This window comes from Paenibacillus sp. FSL K6-2524, assembly GCF_038005525.1.
Taxonomy (GTDB): Bacteria; Bacillota; Bacilli; order Paenibacillales; family Paenibacillaceae; genus Fontibacillus; species Fontibacillus anaericanus.
On sequence record NZ_JBBOSP010000001.1, the window covers coordinates 3560123 to 3581290 of the forward strand.

Here is a 21168-nt window from a genome sequence, read left to right on the forward strand (position 1 = left end):
CACCTACTGGTGTAATAATCTGTCTGCAAAGGCGAACGCTTCGCTTCTCCAGATTCAAACGACCCGCTACGCTATCCTCACTCAAATAATACCGCGGATTTCATCCAGTGAGGTAATCTTCTCACGTTCCATGAGTTGTTCCAGGTCTTGCACTAGTTGCTGGCCTCCGCGTAGATTAACAAAGTTATAAGTTCCAACTTGAATGGCAGCAGCACCAGCCATGATGAATTCTAAGATGTCCTCTGCGCTACAGATACCGCCCATACCAATTACAGGTATAGTTACAGCACGGCTCACCTGGTGAACCATGCGCAAAGCGATAGGTTTAATGGCAGGACCCGACAATCCAGCATATAAGTTATCGAATACACTACGCCGTTTACGGATGTCAATCTTCATCGCAGAGAATGTATTAATCAAAGATACACCATCCGCTCCTTCTTCTTGACACATCACCGCCATGCCAACAATATCCTCAGCGTTTGGCGATAGCTTAATAACGAGTGGTAAAGATGTAGTTGCGCGAATCTGTCTGACGACTTCTCTGGCAGTCTCTGTTTGAATACCATACGCCATTCCACCTGCTTTGACATTCGGGCAGGATATATTCAACTCAATCATATCAACGGCCTGACGGCCTGCAGCCATCCTTACCGTACTATCTTCATGAATGAGTCTTGCTCCCTCAACATAATCCTCGATGGTATTACCACCTAAGTTAACAATCCGAGCTAGATCTAACTTCTCCCAACGTGGACATTCATCACGTAGAAAAGCGGCTACACCAGGATTCTCCAACCCTACACTATTCAACATCCCCGAAGGTGTCTCATAAACCCGAATCCCATCATTCCCGTCCTTCGGATTCAGCGTCAGTCCCTTACCCGAGATTCCCCCAAGCTGGTTAATATCATACAGTGCTCCATATTCTTTCCCGAAACCGAACGTGCCGGACGCCATAATTACTGGATTCTTTAAATGAACCCCCGAAATATTACATGACAAATCTATCATGACAATACCACCTCCTCGGCGCGAAATACAGGACCATCCGTACAAGCCTTTCTACGCTTGTCCACACATTTGACGCTACATACAAGACAAGCTCCAATACCACATGCCATCCGATTCTCTAAGGATACATATACATTCGCTTTAGTTCCTGAACTGATCTGTTTACGTTGTACCGCCTGCAACATCGGATGAGGGCCACATGTAAAGATCGTATCATAGGCGTTAAAATCTACCTGATCCAGCACCGTTCCTCCGATATTAACTTCAACAGTACCCTTTGTTGCCTCTTGAAAGGCTTCGATCATGTAAGGATCTCTACTATATCCTAAAAATACATCCGCATTCGGAATGGTCCGCAGGGCATAGTAAAAAGGCGCGATACCGATACCCCCGCCGATAAAAGCAGTCTTGCCCTTAGCTTCTGGAAAACCATTACCAAATGGACCTTCCAAAGTCAATTTATCTCCAGGTAATAAGCGAGAAAACATCTCCGTACCTTCACCTGTTACTAAATATAGAAACTCAATTTTGTCCTCCGTCAGGTCAAAAATACTAAGTGGTCTGGACAGTAGAGGATACTTTTCCCACGATCTCAACATATAGAACTGTCCCATTACGCCACTAAACTGGCCAGCGACCTGTAGTCTATAAACATTAGGAGCTACTTGAACATTGGATATAACTTCTGACATGTAAATCCTCACCTCTCCCCACGATGTTACCGTATAACTTCTAATTTCTCTAATTAATACGACATATTTGCTTCATTTAAGATGCAATTTTTCCGAGTGTAAGTCTGTGACTTTTGTCACAATGAACAGCGTGGAGTATTCTTATCATTCATTCTAAATCTCCTAATTATTTCTTAGGATATAATGTTTCACCTTTTTCAAGCATCGCAACAAACTGCTGAATACGTTTCATCCTAGTTTCTTGCTTCTTCGCTTGATGAATTCTGAATAGGATTGCATACTTATTTTGACTATCGAGACTATCATAAAATGTCTTCGCCTTGGTATTTCGCTCCAGTTCAATCGCTAAATCCTCGGGTAAAGATGCGTTTCGCTGTGACTCATATGCCTTATCCCATTGACCGTTCTGTTTAGCTGTTTCAATCGTCTTTAATCCAGAGGGTTTCATTCTTCCCTTTGTAATAAGTAATTCAGCCTTTTCTTTATTTACTTTCGACCATATACTACTCGGCTTCCGAGGTGTAAATCGTTGGATCCAGAACACATCGTCCAACTTTTCCTTCTGACTATCAATCCACCCATAACATAATGCAATGTCCAAGGCTTCTTTATAGGTTACGGAGATCATGCCAGAATCTTTCTTAGCGATTTGCAACCAGATTCCAGGTGAACTATCAAAATTGTCTCCAAGCCAATGTTCGAAAGAAAGTTCATCTTCACAATACAGAATCGGTAATTCATTGGACTTCTTGATCAATTCACATCACCCCTTCAAGTAGTTTACAACATTATAGCGAACAGTTACAGTCACCGCGAGTGCGCTATACCAAAGATAATTAGTACTTTTGTCCGTAACGTCATAAAATAGCCAGGATAAGGGAATACCAAAGAGTATCATCATGGAAAAGGAGAGGGTCTGCAGTGCCTAACATCAGAAGAGGACTTCTGATCGCTCTGACGGTTATGCTGACATTGTGCTGCGTATCTTGGCCCGTTGTAGAGGCTGGACCAGAGCAAAACGATTCCACCGATACCATCACTACGGAATCTGTATCAGCTGGCACTGAACCATTGAGTCTAGGAGAACTTCGACGTAAATATTCTGAGACATTCAAATTTCGTGGGCCTGAGGTTAAACAGGTGGCGCTTACGTTCGATGACGTACCTGATCCCAGATTTACACCCCAAGTTCTTGATGAGTTGAAGAAACAAGGAGTTAAGGCTACTTTTTTTGTTGTGGGAAGCCGCGCTAAGAAACATCCTGAATTGTTGCGTAGGATCCACCGTGAGGGCCATATCATCGGTAACCATTCCTTCAGCCATCCTCTTTTTAAGAACCGTTCAGTAGAGCAGTTTCAGAATGAAATACAAAGAACAGAGAAAATCATCCAACGAGTTATCGGTTATAAACCCAAGCTCATACGCCCACCCTACGGTGAGATTAATGAAGCACAAGTCAAATGGGCTAAGCAACATGGATACAAAATTGTAAATTGGAATGTAGATTCACTCGATTGGAAAGGACTCGACAAGGAGACCGTGACACAAAATGTGCTCAGTGCTGTAGTTCCAGGTTCCATTGTGCTCCAACATGCTGGCGGTGGGGTGGGTTCAACATTAGAAGGTTCGGTGGAAGCGATCCCCGAAATCATTCAGTCCCTACGCAGCAAAGGATATCATTTTGTAACTCTGCCAGAACTGTTACAGACCAATAAAGCCAATTAATAAGTAGAGCACAAAGTAGAGTACGCAAAAAGAACCAGTTCCCGTGTTGGGGCTGGTTCTTTGAGGTATAACTATTTATTCATTGATGATATACAATTTAACATCTTGATAACCGAATTGACTTACAGAACTTGCACTGCCAGGGATAAAGATGTCGATGCGATTACCTTTGATTGCACCACCTTGATCCGTAGCCGTAGCTATAAATGCATTGTTCGGCAGACCCGGATGACTATGTCCTGTAACGAGTACTTTAGTCCCCATAGGAATTACTTTCGGATCTACAGCGATAGTCCCAAGCTTCAATGGGTTACCATAGTAATCTACTGCACCCCATTTTCCATTCTCACTCGCAGCTGCAGAATAAGCCGAAGCTTTTACATTAATCGTATCAGAATAATTGAAGGTTTTACCCCATGCTTGAACTACCTTTTCATTTGAGAGTACTTTTAGAGTAGAAGAAACTTCTGAGTTCGAGCTGAAGTTGCTATCTCCGTTAGCAGAAGCTTGTGGCACTGTGCTTACCCCATCTGGGATCGTAATGTTTAAACCTTCATAAATATTAGTTGCTTCAATATCTGGATTGGCACTCATTAACTTCACTAAGTTAACATCGTACTTCTGAGCAAGAAGATAGAACGTGTCGCCCTCCTTTGCCTTATGTACCGAATCCGCATATACTGGTAAACCCTGAGCTACTACAGTTAATCCTACGGCGATAATTGCCGCTTTAATTGTTCTAGTAAAATAATGATGTTTAAACATGAAATACCTCCTAAGATTTATTGCTCATTGAATATATCACATTTTTGTAACCATTTGGCGTTGAAATTGTTTCCAATTTGTAATAACTCTTGCGGCTGTAAGCAAAAATAGAGGTACAGCCCAGGGCTGTACCTCTCAAAAATTACATTTCACTTACATAAATATCCTCTATGCAGACAAGCATTTCATGTTATTAGAGAACCTTACTAAGAAAATCCTTCGTACGCTGATGTGTCGGTGAACCGAAGAGCTGTTGTGGAGTACCTTGCTCTAGGATGACACCTTGATCCATAAATAGAATCCGGTCACCCACTTCACGGGCAAAGCCCATCTCATGCGTTACGATAACCATCGTCATGCCTCGTTCCGCGAGATTCTTCATGACATCAAGCACCTCTCCAACCATTTCGGGGTCAAGCGCTGAGGTAGGCTCGTCAAATAGCATCACATGAGGTTCCATAGCTAGTGCACGAGCTATGGCGATCCGCTGCTTCTGCCCACCCGATAATTGAGAAGGATATGCATCACGTTTATCTTCTAATCCAACCGTATGCAGCAATTCCATCGCCAATTCCTCGGCCTTGCTCTTGTCCATCTTCCGAACTTGGATCGGAGCTAATGTGATATTGTCGATCACAGACTTATGAGGGAATAGGTTAAACTGCTGAAATACCATCCCCATCTTCTCGCGTGTTTTATTAATATTGTGTCCCTTAGCGGTAATAGATTCACCTTCGAACTGAATTTCTCCCAGAGAAGGTTCTTCTAACAAATTGATACAACGTAAGAATGTGCTTTTACCTGAGCCGCTCGGACCGATCACCACGACGACTTCTCCTTGCTTAATTTCCAGATCGATGCCTTTCAAAATATGCAAAGGACCAAATTTTTTGTGCAAATCCTTAACGGTAATCACTGGCCTTCAACTTCCTTTCGAACACACCCAAAATTCGGGAGAATGTAAATGTCAAAATGAAATACATCACAGCAACAACCAGATATGGCGTCATTCCGTCATAAGTTATCCCCACTACTGCACCTGATTGGAACATCAATTCTGTAACTCCAATGAAGGATACTATCGATGATTCCTTGATAATCGTAATAAATTCATTACCAATAGCCGGAAGAACTGATTTGATTGCTTGAGGAATAATAATATGTCTCATTGACATGCCTCGTGTCATTCCAAGTGAGCGTGCAGCTTCGCCTTGCCCACGATCCACTCCTTGAATACCTGCGCGGAATATCTCTGCCAAGTAAGCAGAGCTATTGATCGATAATGTTATGGCACCAGACTGAATCGGTGTGAAATTAATACCAAACGACGATAATCCGTAATGAATAATAAAGAGTTGAACGAGCATTGGCGTGCCACGTAGAAATTCAACCCAAGCATGCCCAATAAAGCGGACAACCGCCCATTTAGACATACGAATAAGAGCCACAGCAAGGCCTAAAATAAAGCCACACAATACGCCAATCGCCGCGATTAATAATGTATATTGAATGCCTGTTAGAAAGTAACTTCTATAATCCCAAAATATTGTAAAAAAATCCATTAGAAAATCATTCCTCCACTTCAACTACTGTACAATCCAAATTAACTTAATCAAAAAAATAGAAAAATAGCGAATATGATTCGCTATTTTCGGTAAGTCTGAATATCTTGCTTGCAGGTTCAATTTATTTCTCTGCTAGAGCACTCGCTTCGGTTACAAACTTATCGATACTGCCATCTTTGATCAATCGATCAAGTGTCGTATTCACTTGGTCTAGAAGTTCCTTGTTACCTTTCTTAACACCAACAACATATCCTTTTACTTCTTCGCCTGTATCCGGTATAGCATCGGTAACAACAATACCTTCAACATTCTTCACGAACGATGCCGCTACTGGGCCTTCGATGATAGCTACATCCACACGTCCTGATGTTAGTTGCATAATGATATCCGAGATTTTGGCGAGTGATGTGATATTCGCTCCCGCAATTCCCTTCGCGATATCTTCTTGGATTGAGCTCTTCTGAACGCCAATCTTTAATCCTTCCAAGGATTCCATCGTTGCATACTTATCTTTGTTTTCTGTAAGAGTTACGATGGATTGCTCTGCATTGTAATAAATTTGTGACATGTCAATTTGTTCAGCGCGTTCTGGCTTAGGGCTCAGACCGGAAATTACCAAATCAACCCGTTCACTCGACAATTCATTTAACAAGGAGTCAAATATCATGTCTTTAATAACTAGTTCTGCTCCCATATCTTTAGCAATTTCCTTCGCTATTTCAACATCGAATCCGACGATTTCATCTGCTCCACTCTCATTCTTAATATGAAATTCGTATGGAGGGAAATCAGCACTCATCCCAATTGTTAAAGTCTTCTTATCCCCATTTGTATCCTTATTCGATCCACATGCAGCAAGTATGCTAGTTGCAGCTACTAAGCATATTATTAATATACCCCATTTTTTCATTAGTCTCTCTCCTGTCGTTATAAAATTTCGTTGCGCCTCAGACATGGGATAATTATAGACGCCATTGCATATGTATGCAATTGTTATTTCAAATCGTTCACTATTTATACACAACTCATGAATATTACTAGCTTTAATGACCGCACTTAAAAATGGGAATAATGGTTCAGACAACTTATCTTTTGGTTATTAATCACCTGATATACATTTACATTATGGAGGTGGCCTCATGCTACTTGAAGCTTGTTACCATGTGCCCAGAGACAAATGGGCTTACGCATATGATGTCACAACTATTCATTTGCGATTACGTACAAAACGTGACGATGTAGAGCATATTTTCGCTATGACAGGCGATAAATACGATTGGAACCGCACCTTTCAAGAGATCCCTATGGAAATTATCGCTCACGATGCGATGTTCGATTACTGGGAGGTTGCTGTAAGACCTAAGTACAAAAGGCTTTCCTATGCGTTTAAACTCACTGCGGGTACGGAAACTGTCTATATGCTGGATACTGGAATTCAGCATCAAGCTCCCAATCCTCCTGGTGAATTGTATGAATTTTCGTACATACATGAAATCGATGTATTCAAAGTGCCGGATTGGGCCAAACAAGCTGTCTTTTATCAAATTATGCCGGAACGATTCGCCAACGGTGATCCCTCAAATGATCCCGAGCTTACTGCCCCTTGGGGTGGTAACCCAACAATCGATAATTTCTTCGGAGGAGATTTACAAGGTGTGTTAGATCATTTAGATCATCTATGTGATTTAGGGATTAATGCTATTTATTTCACTCCACTCTTCGTATCCCCATCCAATCATAAATACGATACGGTTGATTATAAGAAAGTCGACCCTCATTTTGGAGACAATGCTTTACTGAAAAAAGTAGTTGAGACCTGCCACAGCAGGGGAATCCGTGTCGTGTTAGATGCAGTGTTCAACCATTGTAGTGAACAATCCCCACAATTTCAAGATGTTCTTAAGAATGGCGAGCAATCCAAGTACGCTGATTGGTTTCATATCAATGAATTCCCTGCCGATGTCAAAGTGGGAATCCCGACTTATGATACATTTGGCTTTTTTGGAAATATGCCCAAATTTAATACCGCTAATCCTGAAGTCAAAGAATACCTGCTTGGAGTGGCTGAATACTGGATTAAGGAAATTAAGCTAGATGGTTGGCGATTGGACGTCGCAAATGAGGTGGATCATCATTTCTGGAGAGATTTCCGTAAAGTCGTTAAGAAAGCCAACCCTGAAGCATATATCATTGGAGAAGTGTGGAGTGATTCGCTAAATTGGCTCCTCGGAGATCAATTTGACTCGGTCATGAACTATCCTTTTGCCGATGCTGTTCTGCAATTTTTTAATGGTGGAATGGATGGTTACAGCTTTTCCAATGAAATGGGCTCCCTCATCATGCGCTATCCACAACAGACGAATGAGGTTGTATTTAACATGCTCTGCAGCCACGACACAGCACGGCTCTTGACCCGTGTTGGAGGAGATAAGCGGAAGCTCAAGCTCTGCACAGTATTCTTATTCACTTATATGGGGACTCCTTGCATTTACTACGGGGATGAGGTTGGACTGACAGGAAACGGTGATCCCGATTGCCGAAAATGTATGGAATGGGACCCTAAAAAGCAAGATCGTGAATTATTCGATTTCTACAGAATGATGATCTCACTTCGCAAAAAACACACCGCCTTAACTCAAGGCCGATTCCGTTTTTTACAGGCAGGGAAAAATGATGGCTGCATCGTTTACGAACGAATCGACGATTCCATGCATTTTATCATTTGGATGAATAATACGGATAAATCAAGTACCTTATCACACCGCATGGAAACCAACGATTGGCGTGATGCTTTATCTGGAGATAAAGTAGAGACACAGAAAGGTTCGATGAACATTGGGCTAGATCCCTTTGGATTTCGAATACTGTACCGCGAGTTGAAAAAACGGTAAATAAGTTGATCTGCTATAAGAGTAAACACAAGAATGGGGTCTTATGACCCCATTCTTGTGTTATCTACTCATGTTACCTTGACTAAAAAGGCCTTAGAAATGTGATACTAATTGCACTAAGTGATTTTTATTACAAAGTCATATTGCCGCCTCCAATATACGTATTATTCCACACACTTGAAGGGATGAGAATTATGAAATTGCAAGGGAAATCCGCCGTGATCACAGGTGCCGCATCGGGTATGGGTAAAGAAATGGCTTTACTTTTTGCGAAAGAAGGAGCTCAAGTTGTTGTCGCTGATCTTAATGATACAGCTATAAACTCAGTGGTTCAGGAGATTACTACTTCTGGAGGATATGCTCGTGGGGTTGTAGCAAACGTTACCAAAGAAGAAGATGTGGCCCGTATGATCGATACGGCTGTACAAAGCTTCGGCAAACTCGATATTCTAGTCAATAATGCTGGGGTTATGGATCAAATGATGACAGCTGAGTCTGTCAGTGATGAGATGTGGAACAAGGTGATGGAGATCAACGTGACCGGGCCGATGCGAGCCATCCGCAGAGCTATTCCCCTCATGAAGCAGCAAGGTCAGGGTGTCATTATTAATACTGCCTCAATAGGTGGACTTTACGGATCACGAGCCGGCATTGCCTACACTGCTTCGAAACATGCCGCTATCGGCCTCACCAAGAACGTAGGATTTCAGTATGCCAAACTTGGCATACGCTGCAATGCGATAGCACCTGGCGCCGTTTCAACAAATATTGGCATTGGTATGAATGAGGCCGACCCATATGGGATGGAGCAAGCGATGTCCGGCATGACAATACAACGCACCGATGCAGCAGATCCGAAACAAATTGCCACGATAGCTTTGTTCCTAGCCTCTGATGATTCAAGTTTCGTTAATGGAACTGTAGTTACTGCAGATGGTGGATGGACAGCGTATTAGATGAAAAAACGGCTACCTTCTGAGACGATTCAGAAGATAGCCGTTTATTTTTATTCACCCTTATGGAACCTTATTCAGAACACGGAAGGTTCCTGTTCCGAAAGCGCATAAATCTCCATTCTCTGTCCTTGCAAAAGCTTGGGTTGTGATCATTTTACGAGAACTGTGAATGATTTCAGCGGTTACAAATACTCGCCCTTTCTCTGTCGGCGCTACATAGTTCATCGTTAGATTACTTGTAACTACGTTATCATTGGGTCTGGCAATCATCGCAATCAAGCCCATACCTGAATCAATTAATGTTGCATGGACACCTCCATGAAGGATTCCGATTAGATTCAAATGATGCGGTTTAATCTCAATGGACACGACCACCTTAGACTCACTCAGTTCCTCAATTTCACACCCAACAAATCCCCAGAACGTAGACTCAGCTATTTTCCCCCAATGTTCCAAGTCAGGGTAAATGTCATTGGAATCGGCTGTCATAAATAACCCTCCTAACTCCTTCTTCCATAGCACCGATAGTTTACTATTAAGAGATATTTACCTGAGATACGCTATGTTTGTTACTTCGTCGTCTTGTTGTTATCTTCCTCAATCAGTTTACGACGCAGTACTTTCCCAACTAATGTTTTTGGAAATGTATCACGAAACTCATAAATTTTCGGAACTTTATACACCGCCAGTTTATCTTTACACCACCTCTGAAGATCCTCCTCGTTAGCTGTAGATCCCTCTTTAAGGATAATGTAGGCTTTCACTGTCTCACCACGGTAAGGATCCATGACACCAGCAACAACAGCTTCTTCCACATCCGGATGCTCAAACAGTACCTCTTCCACTTCTCGTGGATAAATGTTGTATCCTCCAGCGATAATCAAATCTTTGCGACGGTCTAGTATATAAAAGAATCCTTCGGCGTCCATCCTGGCCAAGTCTCCTGTATATAACCACCCATCACGAAGTGTCTTGAACGTTTCTTCTGGCTGTTTCCAATATCCCCTCATGACCTGCGGACCGCGGATAATCAACTCTCCAATTTCACCTTGGGGCATCTCTTCTCCCGAATCCGGATGGATAATACGAGCCTCGGTGTCTGGAAAGGGGATACCAATAGAGCCAATTTTTCGTTTCTCCCAAATATTGTTCACATGCGTCACTGGTGAAGCTTCTGTCAGACCGTAACCTTCAATCAGTTTGCCCCCGGTAATGCTCTCGAACCGGTCTTGCACATCACGAGGTAAAGAGGCAGCACCACTAATACAGACTTTTACAGAGGATAAATCATATTTTTGAAGATCAGGATGGTTAATCACCGCAATGTACATGGTAGGTGCTCCAGGAAATACGGTTGGCTTCAAACGATCCATAGACTTCAGCACCTGATTAATATCAAACCGTGGCATTAGAATTAATGTACCGGCCATATGAACAGATTGATTAAGCAATACCGTCATTCCGAATACATGAAAAAAAGGCAGGGCTGCTAAATAACGTTCCTTTCCCATTTTGGCACGGTAAAACCAAAGCTTCGTTTGGATGGTATTCGCAACCAAATTCGAATGCGTAAGCATGACACCCTTTGCGAGCCCCGTTGTCCCGCCCGTATATTGAATGAGCGCTAAATCCTTGTTCGCATCAATGGAGGTTTGAGTAGGTACTGCAGTTGAATGTTTCAAGAACAACAAGAATGGCAACACGCTGTTACTGTATGTGACAGGTTTTCCCGTCTTTTTTTGTGTTAACGGATATAACAGATTTTTAGGAAATGGTAAGTAATCCTTAACAGATGTTACTAGAATATAATTTAACGGTGCTTTCTCCGTCGCTTTCTTCACCCGATCTACTAGAATGTCCAGTGTCACAATCATCTGCACATCCGCATCTTTCAATTGATACTCCAATTCGCGTGGCACATATAGAGGGTTCGTCATGACAACGATGCCACCCATCAGAAGCGTACCATAATATGCGATCACAGCTTGCGGACAGTTCGGTAGCATGATCGCCACGCGATCTCCTTTACGAATACCCAGCCCCAGCAGCGCATTCGTAAAACGGTAGACTGAATCCAACAAGACGCTGTATGACATCTTTTTACCAAGAAAATCAAGGGCTATATGCTCAGGAAATCTCTCTGTAGACTGTATTAAGAACTGCGCCAAATTCTGCTTCGGATAATCATATGTTATGGGTACTTCAACCGGATAATGTTCTAACCATGGTTTGTTGTTCATTCTGGTCACCCCATTCTCAAGAATCCCTCAGTCATCTTTTGATCACAAAGCGTATCAAGCTGCGGAATCGACATCGCACTTAAACAACATACTTCTCCGCCTCGATCACTTTTGCAGCAATTTGTCGTTTCAGGCCAAAGGTGTTGATTTGGGTTCTTCTTGTCAGTTTTTTGAGTACAGAAAGCCCTGTTCGAAGTGTATCTCCTGATTCCATAGCAGCCAGAACTTCACGCGCCCGGCATTCGATCACATCAAACTGCTCGTGTATAAAGGCCATTGTCATATGAATCGCATTTGCCGCTTTGACTTCTCCTACTTGATCCACCAGCTTCATTGTACGAAGTAAAGCGCTTTCCATTGCGAACACCAAGATCATCATATCTGCCAGATGGCTTAGGATCTCTTGCTCTTGTTCTAACTTCATTTGGTACTTTTGCACGGCTTGTGCACCAACCATCAGGAATATCTTCTTCGCCATGGACAATAAATGCTTTTCTTGCTCTAGCGTACCTTCGAATGATTGGGTCGGAACTAACCCTAATATCTCCGACTGTAATGCTTTTTGCATCAAAGGTAACTCGCCTTTCATTGCCCGTTTGATTAACGTCCCTGGGATGAGTAAGCGATTAATTTCATTTGTCCCTTCAAAAATCCGGTTAATTCTAGAATCACGGTAATTTCGCTCAATCCGGTACTCTTGAATAAAGCCATATCCTCCGTGAATCTGCACCCCTTCATCCACGATGAAGTCAAGTGTTTCGGAACCAAATACTTTATTAATGGAGCATTCTAATTGATACTCTGCAATCGCTTTGGCAGATTGATATCCCACATTTAGGCTATCATAATCAACTTCAGCTAAACCGATATCAAATAGTCCCGCCGTTCGGTAAACCATACTCTCCAACACATAAGTTCGAATGTTCATGTCCGCCAGTTTTTTGCCGATGAGCGGAAAGGAGGAAATTTTACGATCAAACTGTGAGCGTTCATTAGCATAACTAGCGGCGTACTCGATTGAATCTTTGGAAGCACCAACACAACCCGCAGCCAATTTGAAACGCCCTATGTTCAAGATATTAAATGCGATTAAATGTCCTTTGCCTACTTCCCACAACAAGTTTTCTACAGGAACTTTGACATCCTCCAGAATTAATGGACATGTGGATGAGCCCTTGATGCCCATTTTCTTCTCTTCCGGACCAATGCTGACCCCAACCATGGTACGTTCCACAATAAAGGTACTGAAATCCGTACCATTCACTTTGGCATACACAATAAATATGTCAGCAAAACCAGCATTCGTAATGAATTGCTTGCTCCCATTGAGAATGTAATATTGACCATCTTCTGTTAAAGTAGCTGTTGTCTTGGCACCGAGGGCATCCGATCCTGAAGAGGGTTCCGTCAAACAATAAGCGGCAATTTGCTCACCTGAAGCGAGCGTAGGCAAATACTTCTGCTTCTGTTCCTCTGTTCCAAAATAAACAATAGGTAGCGTACCAATGCCTACATGAGCACCATAGGACAAGGAGAACGACGAGGCCTTTGTCAGCTTCTCCGTAATCAACGTGGAACTTACTTTATCCAGTCCGAAACCTCCGTAGTTTTCTGGAACTTCAGCACCCAGAAGCCCAAGCTCACCTGCCTTTTGCAACAATTGCACGGTCAATCCATAGTTCAACTTTTCAATTTCTTCGTCCCTCGGAATAATTTCACCGGCCACGAATTTTTCCGTTGTTTCCGCAATCATCCGGTGTTCTTCGGTGAAGTCTTCTGGAGTCACAATCTGCCGATAATCGATATCCTCAATCATGAAACTTCCGCCCAATACTTTGTTCATCATCTTAATCACCGTTCCCCTCTCCTTTATCCGCATGAGTGAATATCATTGCGACCTACGGATGCACTTCAAATACGCCTGCGGCTCCCATTCCACCCCCTATACACATCGAGACAACGCCGTAACCCCCACCACGCCGCCGCAATTCTTGAATCAGCGTAGTCGTAAGTTTTGTGCCTGTGCAACCTAACGGATGTCCGAGTGCAATGGCCCCGCCGTTCACGTTGACGATCTCTTCGTTAATTCCAAGCTCGCGAATGACATGCACACATTGGGAGGCGAAAGCTTCATTAATCTCAAAGAGACTTACATCATCAAGCGTAATCCCTGCCATTTGCAGTGCTTTTGGAATCGCTTTGACAGGTCCGACACCCATCATTTCCGGCTCCACACCTGCTACTGCAAATGATCTGAACGTTGCTAGCGGCTCTAGCCCGAGTTCATCGGCCTTCTCTTTGCTCATGATGACAACTGCAGCTGCACCGTCACTTGTCTGAGAAGCATTTCCTGCTGTAACCGTACCTCCTACTTTAAATACCGACTTCAGCTTACCCAGTGCTTCAATCGTTGTATCCGCACGAACGCCTTCATCGGTATCAAAAACAAATGATTTCACCCGGACTTTGCCGTTATCATCCACGCTTTTCAATTCTGCATGAATAGGAATAATCTCATCTTTAAATTTCCCCTCAGCTATCGCCCTGACTGCTTTCTCATGCGATCTAGCTGCAAAAGAATCCTGATCTTCACGAGATATACTAAATCTCTCCGCAACACGCTCAGCCGTATGCCCCATTCCAATATAGACTTCAGGCATTTCCTCGACTATTCTCGGATTAGGCGAGACCTTAAAGCCCGTCATCGGTACGCTGCTCATACTCTCTACCCCGCCGGCGATCAGAATCTCGGAATGCCCCAACATAATCCGTTCGGCAGCGAAAGCTATAGACTGTAACCCAGAAGAACAAAAGCGATTGATCGTTATGGCTGGAACCGTCACTGGAAACCCAGCATATAGCGATATAATGCGGGCAAAATTCAAACCCTGTGCTCCTTCCGGCATAGCACAACCGATAATTATATCCTCTACATCCTCCTTTTTCAGACCGGGGGCTCGATCTATTACCGCTTCCAGAACGACCTTCCCCAACTCATCCGCACGTGTCTGCACTAGACTTCCCTTCTTGGACTTCCCGATCGCAGTACGTGCCATGGATACGATTACAGCTTCCTTCATACCATCCTCACTCCCCGAAATGTTAATTTCGTAGTGCCTTACCTTTCGTCAACATATGGTGCATCCGTTGTTGGGTCTTAGGCTCCCCGCACAAACTAAGGAATGCTTCCCGTTCCAGATCGAGCATATACTGTTCACTCACAAGAGTACCTGCTGGTACATCACCTCCGGCAAGGATATGAGCTAGTTTCTTGGCAATGAGGAGATCATGATCGCTGATAAACCCACTTTCTCTCATTCCAAGTACCCCTAGTTGCAGAACTGCCTTCCCTTCGCTACCTACGACCTGAATTTTCTCTTGTGGGATCGGCTCATATCCTGCTTTACTCATCCGCAGAACAGACTGTTTGGCTTCATATATTAAATGATCCTGATTCGCGATAATGCGATCTGATGAACGTAGATATCCTAATCTTTTGGCATCGTGACCACTAGTCGATACTTTAGCCATGCCTATCGTTTCAAAAATATGATTTATATAAGGTTGAAGATCTGCATCTGTATTCCCTACATGTTGACTTGCCCGCATGGTGAGTTCCTTGCATCCCCCGCCCGCAGGAATGAGTCCCACTCCAAATTCAACTAAACCGTAATATGTTTCGGCTGCTGCAATGACTTGATCCGCAGGCATACAAGCTTCTACTCCCCCGCCTAAGGTCATCCGATGAGGAGCGGCGACAACGGGTTTATCGAATCTTTTCACTTTGTACATCGTGTTCTGGAACATCCGGATAATGCTATCAATCTCATCCCACTCTTCATCCTGGGCTTCCATCAACAGCAACATAATGTTGGCCCCTACACAGAAGTTCCGGCCCTGATTAGCAATGATCAACCCTTCAAAGTTACTGCGTACTTCTTCCAAGCTATGTTGAATCATCATTAAGATATCTGCACCAATGGCATTGTTAGGCGAATGAAACTCTAAACAGGCTACACCATCTCCCAGATCGATCAGACTTGCACCTTCATTACCTTTCACAATCTTGTTCTGCTCTTTCAAGCTACGCAGCGAAATGATTTCCGTTGGTTGTTCAACCTGCTTATAACTCTGCTCAGATACATAATATAAAGTTCCATTTTCCTTCTGATAGAACGATTGATTTCCCTGCGCGATCCATTCCTTCACCCACGTAGGAACACTCAGCCCTTCCTTTTCCATGCGCCCCACGGATTTAATCAGCCCAATTGCATCCCATGTCTCAAACGGACCCAACTCCCAATTGAAACCCCACTTCATCGCTTCGTCGATTTCATTAATTGAATCGGCAATTTCACCGACTTTTTCAGCGGAGTAAATCAACACCTGCTTGAGAATATTCCAGGCAAATTCTGAATAACGGTCACCCGCTGTGATGAGTGCCTTGGTCTTCGCTCTAGCGCCTTTCGCCAGTTTGGCCGCTTCCAGTGAACCAGAAGTCACCTTCTTCTGTGGAACATAATCCAAGGTTGTGAGTTGAAGTGATAATATTTCACTACCGCCCACCCCTTTTTTCTTCAAATAGAAGCCTTGCCCGGACTTCTCGCCAAGCCATCCTTTTACGACCATGCTGCTCATTACTTCAGGAACTGTAAAAGCTGCCTTCTCCATTTCATCAGTTACATTTGCGTACACATTTTCTGCCACATGAATGAATGTATCAAGTCCGACTATATCTAACGTTCGGAAAGTTGCACTTTTCGGACGCCCCATAGCGGGTCCAGTAACCGCATCCACTTCCTCCACAGTGAAACCTTGTTCTACCATCGCTTGCATGGTAATGAGAAGCCCATAAGTACCAATTCTGTTCGCAATAAAATTCGGTGTATCCTTGGCTAAGACCACGCCTTTACCTAGAGCTTTTTCACCCAAGGTTCTCATCTGCTGGACAATCGCTGGATCTGTCAGAGGTCCGGGAATGATCTCTAGCAACTTCATATAACGAGGTGGGTTGAAGAAGTGTGTTCCTAGAAAATGCCGCTGAAAGGCTTCGCTACAATCTACCACCATCTCATGAATAGATATCCCTGACGTATTGGAACTCACAATCATCCCGGGTTTCCAATAACGTTCCACCTTGCTGAGTAGATCCTTTTTGATCTGAAGATTCTCGACAACAACCTCAATCACCCAGTCCACATCTGCAATCTGCGACAGGTGATCCTCCAGATTCCCCGGCGTTATCCTCTCTGCAAAAGTAATGTCGTAAAGAAGTGAAGGCGTACTCTTGCTCAATTTCTCCACTGCTCCCGTGGCGAACCGATTTCTAACCACAGGATGATCGAGTGTATATCCTTTCCTAACTTCATCATCAGTTAACACCTGAGGTACCCTATCCAACAATAAACACTGAATTCCAACGTTAGCCAGATGAGCTGCAATGCCAGAACCCATAATTCCCGAACCGATGACTGCCGCCTTACGAATGGATTTGTCCATCTTTCTACCTCCAGTTCTGATCAGTTCTATCTAACGGATGGGATGATCTCCAAATACGGATTGCTCCAAGATTTCTGCAATATCCTTCGCTTTAACCATTTCCTCTACTTCCTTCATCTTGGCACCGTCCTCCATCATCGTTAGACAATAAGGGCAAGCACTACTAATGACTGTCGGATTGACCTCTAACGCCTGCTCCACTCGGGCCACATTCACTCGCTTACCCGCAGTTTCCTCCATCCACATCATCCCGCCACCAGCACCACAACACATCCCATTCTCACGAGAACGCTTCATTTCCGTTACTTCCACACCTGGTATGGCATTCAGGATATTACGTGGTTCATCATAAACATTGTTGTAACGCCCCAGATAGCAGGAGTCATGGTACGTAATTCTCTCCTTCACTTCATAACGGGGATTCAACTTTCTAGCTTGAATGAGCTGATCCAATAACTGTGTATGATGGTAGACTTCCACCCCCTCAAGTCCGAATTCGGGATACTCATTCTTCAATATATTGAACGTATGCGGACACGCGGTAACAATCTTTCGAACCCAATATTTTTGGAAAATCTCAATGTTGTCCGCACACAGTTGTTGAAATAACATTTCATTGCCCATCCGGCGAGGGGTATCACCTGAGTTCTTCTCCTCGTTGCCCAGAATGGCAAAGGAAATACCAGATTCATTCAATAACCGGGCAAAGGCCCTGGAAATCGAGCGACTTCGAAGATCATAGGAGCCCATCGAGCCTACAAAAAACAAGTATTCAAAGTTAGGGTTCTCTTTCACCGTGGGTACCTGAATCCCCCCAATATCACCAGTCCATGTGGCTCGGTCATTCCGGTTCAAGCCCCAAGGATTGCCCTGCCGCTCAATATTCTGCATGGCACGTTGTCCATCATGTGGAACGCTTCCCTGCATCAAGACTAAATGTCTGCGCAGATCTATAATCTTATCTACATGTTCATTACTTACCGGACATTGATCCTCACAATTACGACAGGTCGTACAGGACCATATTTCCGCTTCGTTTATGACATCTCCGATAAGTTCTAATTGTTCAGGTTTCTTATCTCCTTTGACCCAGGTTGATTTATGCCAGTCAAGAGTTGGTACGATATTCGTGATCCCTTTTTTATCACTCTCGTGCCACGAGGTAGCCCCTTCCTCCTCAGTAACTACTGAATGAGCTCCATCCGTAGCAAATAAATAATGAGGCACCCAAGGTGATTTTCCGGTTACTGCTGTTCCTTTCTCGACCATGTGATCCCTGAGCTTCGTAATGAGGTGCATGGGCGATAACACCTTTCCCGTATTGCTAGCAGGACAAACATCGGTGCACCGTCCACATTCCACACAAGCATAGAAATCGAGCATTTGTTTCTGGGAGAAGTCCTCAATCTTTCCGGCACCAAATGTCTCTGCTTCTTCATCTTCCAAATCCAACTTTGTAAGCCTGCCAACAGGTTCACTACGACGGTACCAAATGTTAAGGGGGGCAGTCATAATATGAAAATGTTTCGACTGGGGCACATACACCAGAAATGATAAAAGTATCAGCAGGTGCATCCACCAAAATCCAATAAACCAACCATAAGCAGTACTACTTGAGATTCCAGTAAAGGCGACAGCAATGATGGAGGAGATCGGAGCGTAACCACTAAACTTCAGTTCCAACCACAAACGTTCGAAACTTAGACTGAGTACGACAGACAACATCAAGAAGAAGATAAAAAAGACAACGATACTAGGCTTCCAGCCCCTTTTTAAGCGAGTCAGCTTTTCTCCATAACGACGATAAGTTGCGTAGCCCATAGCGACCAAGATCAGAACCACGGTCACTTCCTGCATTAGGCTGAACACTTCATAACCTGGAATCGGCAAGTGTTTCCCTGCTGTTATACCTTTTACAATCAAATCCAAGGCTCCGAATTGTAAAATAATAAATCCGTAAAAAATAAGGATGTGCATCAATCCACTTTTAGGATCCTTCATCAACTTCTTCTGACCAAATACCTGTGACAGGAACTCTGCCCATCTTCCTTTCCCCCGCTGCTTGAAGTCCGCAGGTACTCCGAGTTTTAAGTACAGATAACGATGATAAATGGCTTTATAAAATAAATAGAACCCATATCCTGTTACCACCAAGAACAACATGAAATTCGTAATCTGCCATCCCATCTCTCCCCCGTCCTTTCTTTTTTTGTGAAAAAAGAGTCACCAACCTGTGGTTAAGAAAGCGTTCACATAATATACATGTACAAAGATCATAAAGAGAACTTTGACACTTTCACTTTTGCCTTTAGTCAATCTATATAGAGAACAGATAAACTTCATGCACTATTTTCCAGAAGATCGGAATAAAAATGAATGAAACCTCATTCATTAAATTCAAATACTAATACTGAGGTGTCTCCATGACGGGTAAAAAACAAGAAAAATTCGAACTAATTTTAGAATCCGCACTAAAAGTCATTGCCGAAAACGGCTTTCATGGTTCGCAAATTTCCAAAATCGCAAAGGAGGCTGGGATTGCCGATGGGACCGTTTATCTTTATTTTAAGAACAAAGAAGATATTCTCATCTCCCTTTTCCAACAACGATTGGGTGACTTGGTTAGTACGTTCAACGATAATGTTCGCGAAACAAACTCGGCGGAAGAGGCACTACGTAAAATTTGCGAAATCCATTTCACCGAATTGGAGCAAAACGTAAATCTCGCCTTTGTCACTCAGATCGAACTTCGTCAAAGCTCGTTTGAACTCCGTAAAGCAATTGGTCACTCTGTGAAACCATACATTCAATTGATCGAGCATATTCTAGAACAAGGGGTTCAAGAGAAATCCTTTCGGCCAGACCTTGATATTAAGTTAACCCGTTTACTCTTGTTTGGTGGAATGGATGAGGTAGTTACCTCGTGGCTCATATCCGGTAGAAAATATTCCTTATCTGCCCAAGTGGACAAAACCGTTGAATTTTTCTTGAAAGGATTGAAGTAATCTTTAGAGAGGAGCTTGCAGATGAATATCTATGTCATTCTCAAACAAACGTTTGATACGGAGGAGAAAGTAGTTATTCAAGATGGGGACATTTCCGAAGACAGCGTTAAATTCATCATCAACCCCTACGACGAATATGCCGTTGAGGAAGCCTTACGATTAAAGGAACAACATGGAGGCAAAGTCATCGTTATTTCAGTTGGGCCTAACCGTACAGCAGAGGCGCTTAAAACCGCCCTTGCGATGGGTGCTGATGAAGCCGTGCTGATATCCGACAATCAAATTTCCGTTGACGAGTTCAGCATTTCCAAAATATTGGCTGCCTATCTCGATAAGCAATCCTACGATCTTATTCTCGGTGGCAATTTCTCTATCGATAATGGAGGTGGCCAAGTGGCCATTCGCCTCTCCCAATTGCTTAATGTTCCCCATGTAGCTTCGATTACGAAAATCGACGTTAACGAAGATGATCATGCCGTTGTTCAACGTGACTCCGAAGGCGATATCGAAACATTGATCGTGACCCTCCCTGCACTGTTCACTGCTCAACAAGGCTTGAATGAACCCCGTTATCCCACTTTACCCGGTATTATGAAAGCAAAGAAGAAACCTTTTCATCAACTCACTCTAGACGATCTTGGTCTTTCAACGACTGAAATCCGTGCCAAAACCGAACGTCACTCCCTCTTCCTTCCACCCAAACGTAAAGCAGGCCAAATTTTACAAGGTGAGCTAACTGAACAGGCTTCCAAGCTCGTTCATCTTCTTCAAGATGCTGATGGAATGATTATTTAATAAAGCAAAGGGGATGTGCTT

16 protein-coding genes and 1 pseudogene are annotated in these 21168 nt (G+C 43.4%); 5 read left to right on the top strand and 12 right to left on the bottom strand.

The features are described 5' to 3' along the window. Positions 1-81: 81 nt before the first annotated feature. The 3 genes from NST85_RS16335 to NST85_RS16345 all read right to left on the bottom strand — a co-directional run bounded on the left by NST85_RS16335 (position 82) and on the right by NST85_RS16345 (position 2463). Complete coding sequence (locus NST85_RS16335; protein WP_341189809.1) at positions 82-1014, bottom strand: dihydroorotate dehydrogenase; 933 nt, start codon at positions 1012-1014, stop codon at positions 82-84. Continuing rightward, positions 1011-1706 carry a dihydroorotate dehydrogenase electron transfer subunit gene (locus NST85_RS16340; protein ID WP_127190470.1) on the bottom strand — a complete coding sequence of 232 codons (696 nt, stop codon included), beginning with the start codon at positions 1704-1706 and terminating at the stop codon, positions 1011-1013. Before NST85_RS16340 ends, NST85_RS16335 begins: the two co-directional genes overlap by 4 nt. A 166-nt stretch (positions 1707-1872) precedes the next feature. Next, entirely contained in the window at positions 1873-2463 is a 591-nt protein-coding gene (locus tag NST85_RS16345) for a YdeI/OmpD-associated family protein (protein ID WP_341189810.1), read from the bottom strand. 164 nt (positions 2464-2627) lie between these two features. On the opposite strand from NST85_RS16345, the gene NST85_RS16350 reads away from it, so the two are divergent. Continuing rightward, complete coding sequence (locus tag NST85_RS16350; RefSeq protein ID WP_341189811.1) at positions 2628-3431, top strand: polysaccharide deacetylase family protein; 804 nt, start codon at positions 2628-2630, stop codon at positions 3429-3431. Between the two features lie 75 nt (positions 3432-3506). On the opposite strand, the gene NST85_RS16355 is transcribed toward NST85_RS16350, so the two are convergent. From NST85_RS16355 to NST85_RS29350, 3 genes and pseudogenes are all read right to left on the bottom strand, one after another. Then, the gene (locus NST85_RS16355) at positions 3507-4196 is read right to left on the bottom strand and encodes a 3D domain-containing protein (RefSeq protein WP_341189812.1); all 690 of its coding nucleotides are present in this window, start codon (positions 4194-4196) and stop codon (positions 3507-3509) included. Between the two features lie 193 nt (positions 4197-4389). Then, complete coding sequence (locus tag NST85_RS16360; RefSeq protein ID WP_127190472.1) at positions 4390-5112, bottom strand: amino acid ABC transporter ATP-binding protein; 723 nt, start codon at positions 5110-5112, stop codon at positions 4390-4392. After that, positions 5099-6671, bottom strand: a pseudogene (locus tag NST85_RS29350) (ABC transporter substrate-binding protein/permease). Before NST85_RS29350 ends, NST85_RS16360 begins: the two are co-directional and overlap by 14 nt. Positions 6672-6900: 229 nt before the next feature. On the opposite strand from NST85_RS29350, the gene NST85_RS16375 reads away from it, so the two are divergent. Beyond that, positions 6901-8652 (top strand): alpha-glycosidase, encoded by a 1752-nt coding sequence (locus tag NST85_RS16375; protein WP_341189813.1) that lies wholly within the window; start codon positions 6901-6903, stop codon positions 8650-8652. A gap of 194 nt (positions 8653-8846) precedes the next feature. Next, positions 8847-9608 (top strand): glucose 1-dehydrogenase, encoded by a 762-nt coding sequence (locus tag NST85_RS16380; protein ID WP_127190476.1) that lies wholly within the window; start codon positions 8847-8849, stop codon positions 9606-9608. 60 nt (positions 9609-9668) lie between these two features. On the opposite strand, the gene NST85_RS16385 is transcribed toward NST85_RS16380, so the two are convergent. From NST85_RS16385 to NST85_RS16410, 6 genes are all read right to left on the bottom strand, one after another. After that, on the bottom strand, positions 9669-10097 hold the full coding sequence (locus NST85_RS16385) for a PaaI family thioesterase (protein ID WP_127190477.1): 429 nt from the start codon (positions 10095-10097) through the stop codon (positions 9669-9671). 80 nt (positions 10098-10177) lie between these two features. After that, positions 10178-11848 carry an AMP-binding protein gene (locus NST85_RS16390; protein ID WP_127190478.1) on the bottom strand — a complete coding sequence of 557 codons (1671 nt, stop codon included), beginning with the start codon at positions 11846-11848 and terminating at the stop codon, positions 10178-10180. A gap of 79 nt (positions 11849-11927) precedes the next feature. After that, positions 11928-13694, bottom strand: a complete 1767-nt coding sequence (locus NST85_RS16395) for an acyl-CoA dehydrogenase family protein (protein ID WP_127190759.1) — start codon at positions 13692-13694, stop codon at positions 11928-11930. A gap of 52 nt (positions 13695-13746) precedes the next feature. Then, on the bottom strand, positions 13747-14928 hold the full coding sequence (locus NST85_RS16400) for an acetyl-CoA C-acyltransferase (RefSeq protein WP_127190479.1): 1182 nt from the start codon (positions 14926-14928) through the stop codon (positions 13747-13749). A 22-nt stretch (positions 14929-14950) separates the two neighbouring features. Beyond that, entirely contained in the window at positions 14951-17347 is a 2397-nt protein-coding gene (locus tag NST85_RS16405; protein WP_341189814.1) for a 3-hydroxyacyl-CoA dehydrogenase/enoyl-CoA hydratase family protein, read from the bottom strand. Positions 17348-17377: 30 nt separating this feature from the next. Further along, on the bottom strand, positions 17378-19534 hold the full coding sequence (locus NST85_RS16410) for a (Fe-S)-binding protein (protein WP_341189815.1): 2157 nt from the start codon (positions 19532-19534) through the stop codon (positions 17378-17380). A 236-nt stretch (positions 19535-19770) separates the two neighbouring features. On the opposite strand from NST85_RS16410, the gene NST85_RS16415 reads away from it, so the two are divergent. Together NST85_RS16415 and NST85_RS16420 are read left to right on the top strand one after the other, a co-directional pair. Next, positions 19771-20352 carry a TetR/AcrR family transcriptional regulator gene (locus tag NST85_RS16415; protein ID WP_307395114.1) on the top strand — a complete coding sequence of 194 codons (582 nt, stop codon included), beginning with the start codon at positions 19771-19773 and terminating at the stop codon, positions 20350-20352. Between the two features lie 21 nt (positions 20353-20373). Continuing rightward, the gene (locus NST85_RS16420) at positions 20374-21147 is read left to right on the top strand and encodes an electron transfer flavoprotein subunit beta/FixA family protein (RefSeq protein ID WP_341189816.1); all 774 of its coding nucleotides are present in this window, start codon (positions 20374-20376) and stop codon (positions 21145-21147) included. The last annotated feature ends 21 nt before the right edge of the window (positions 21148-21168 follow it).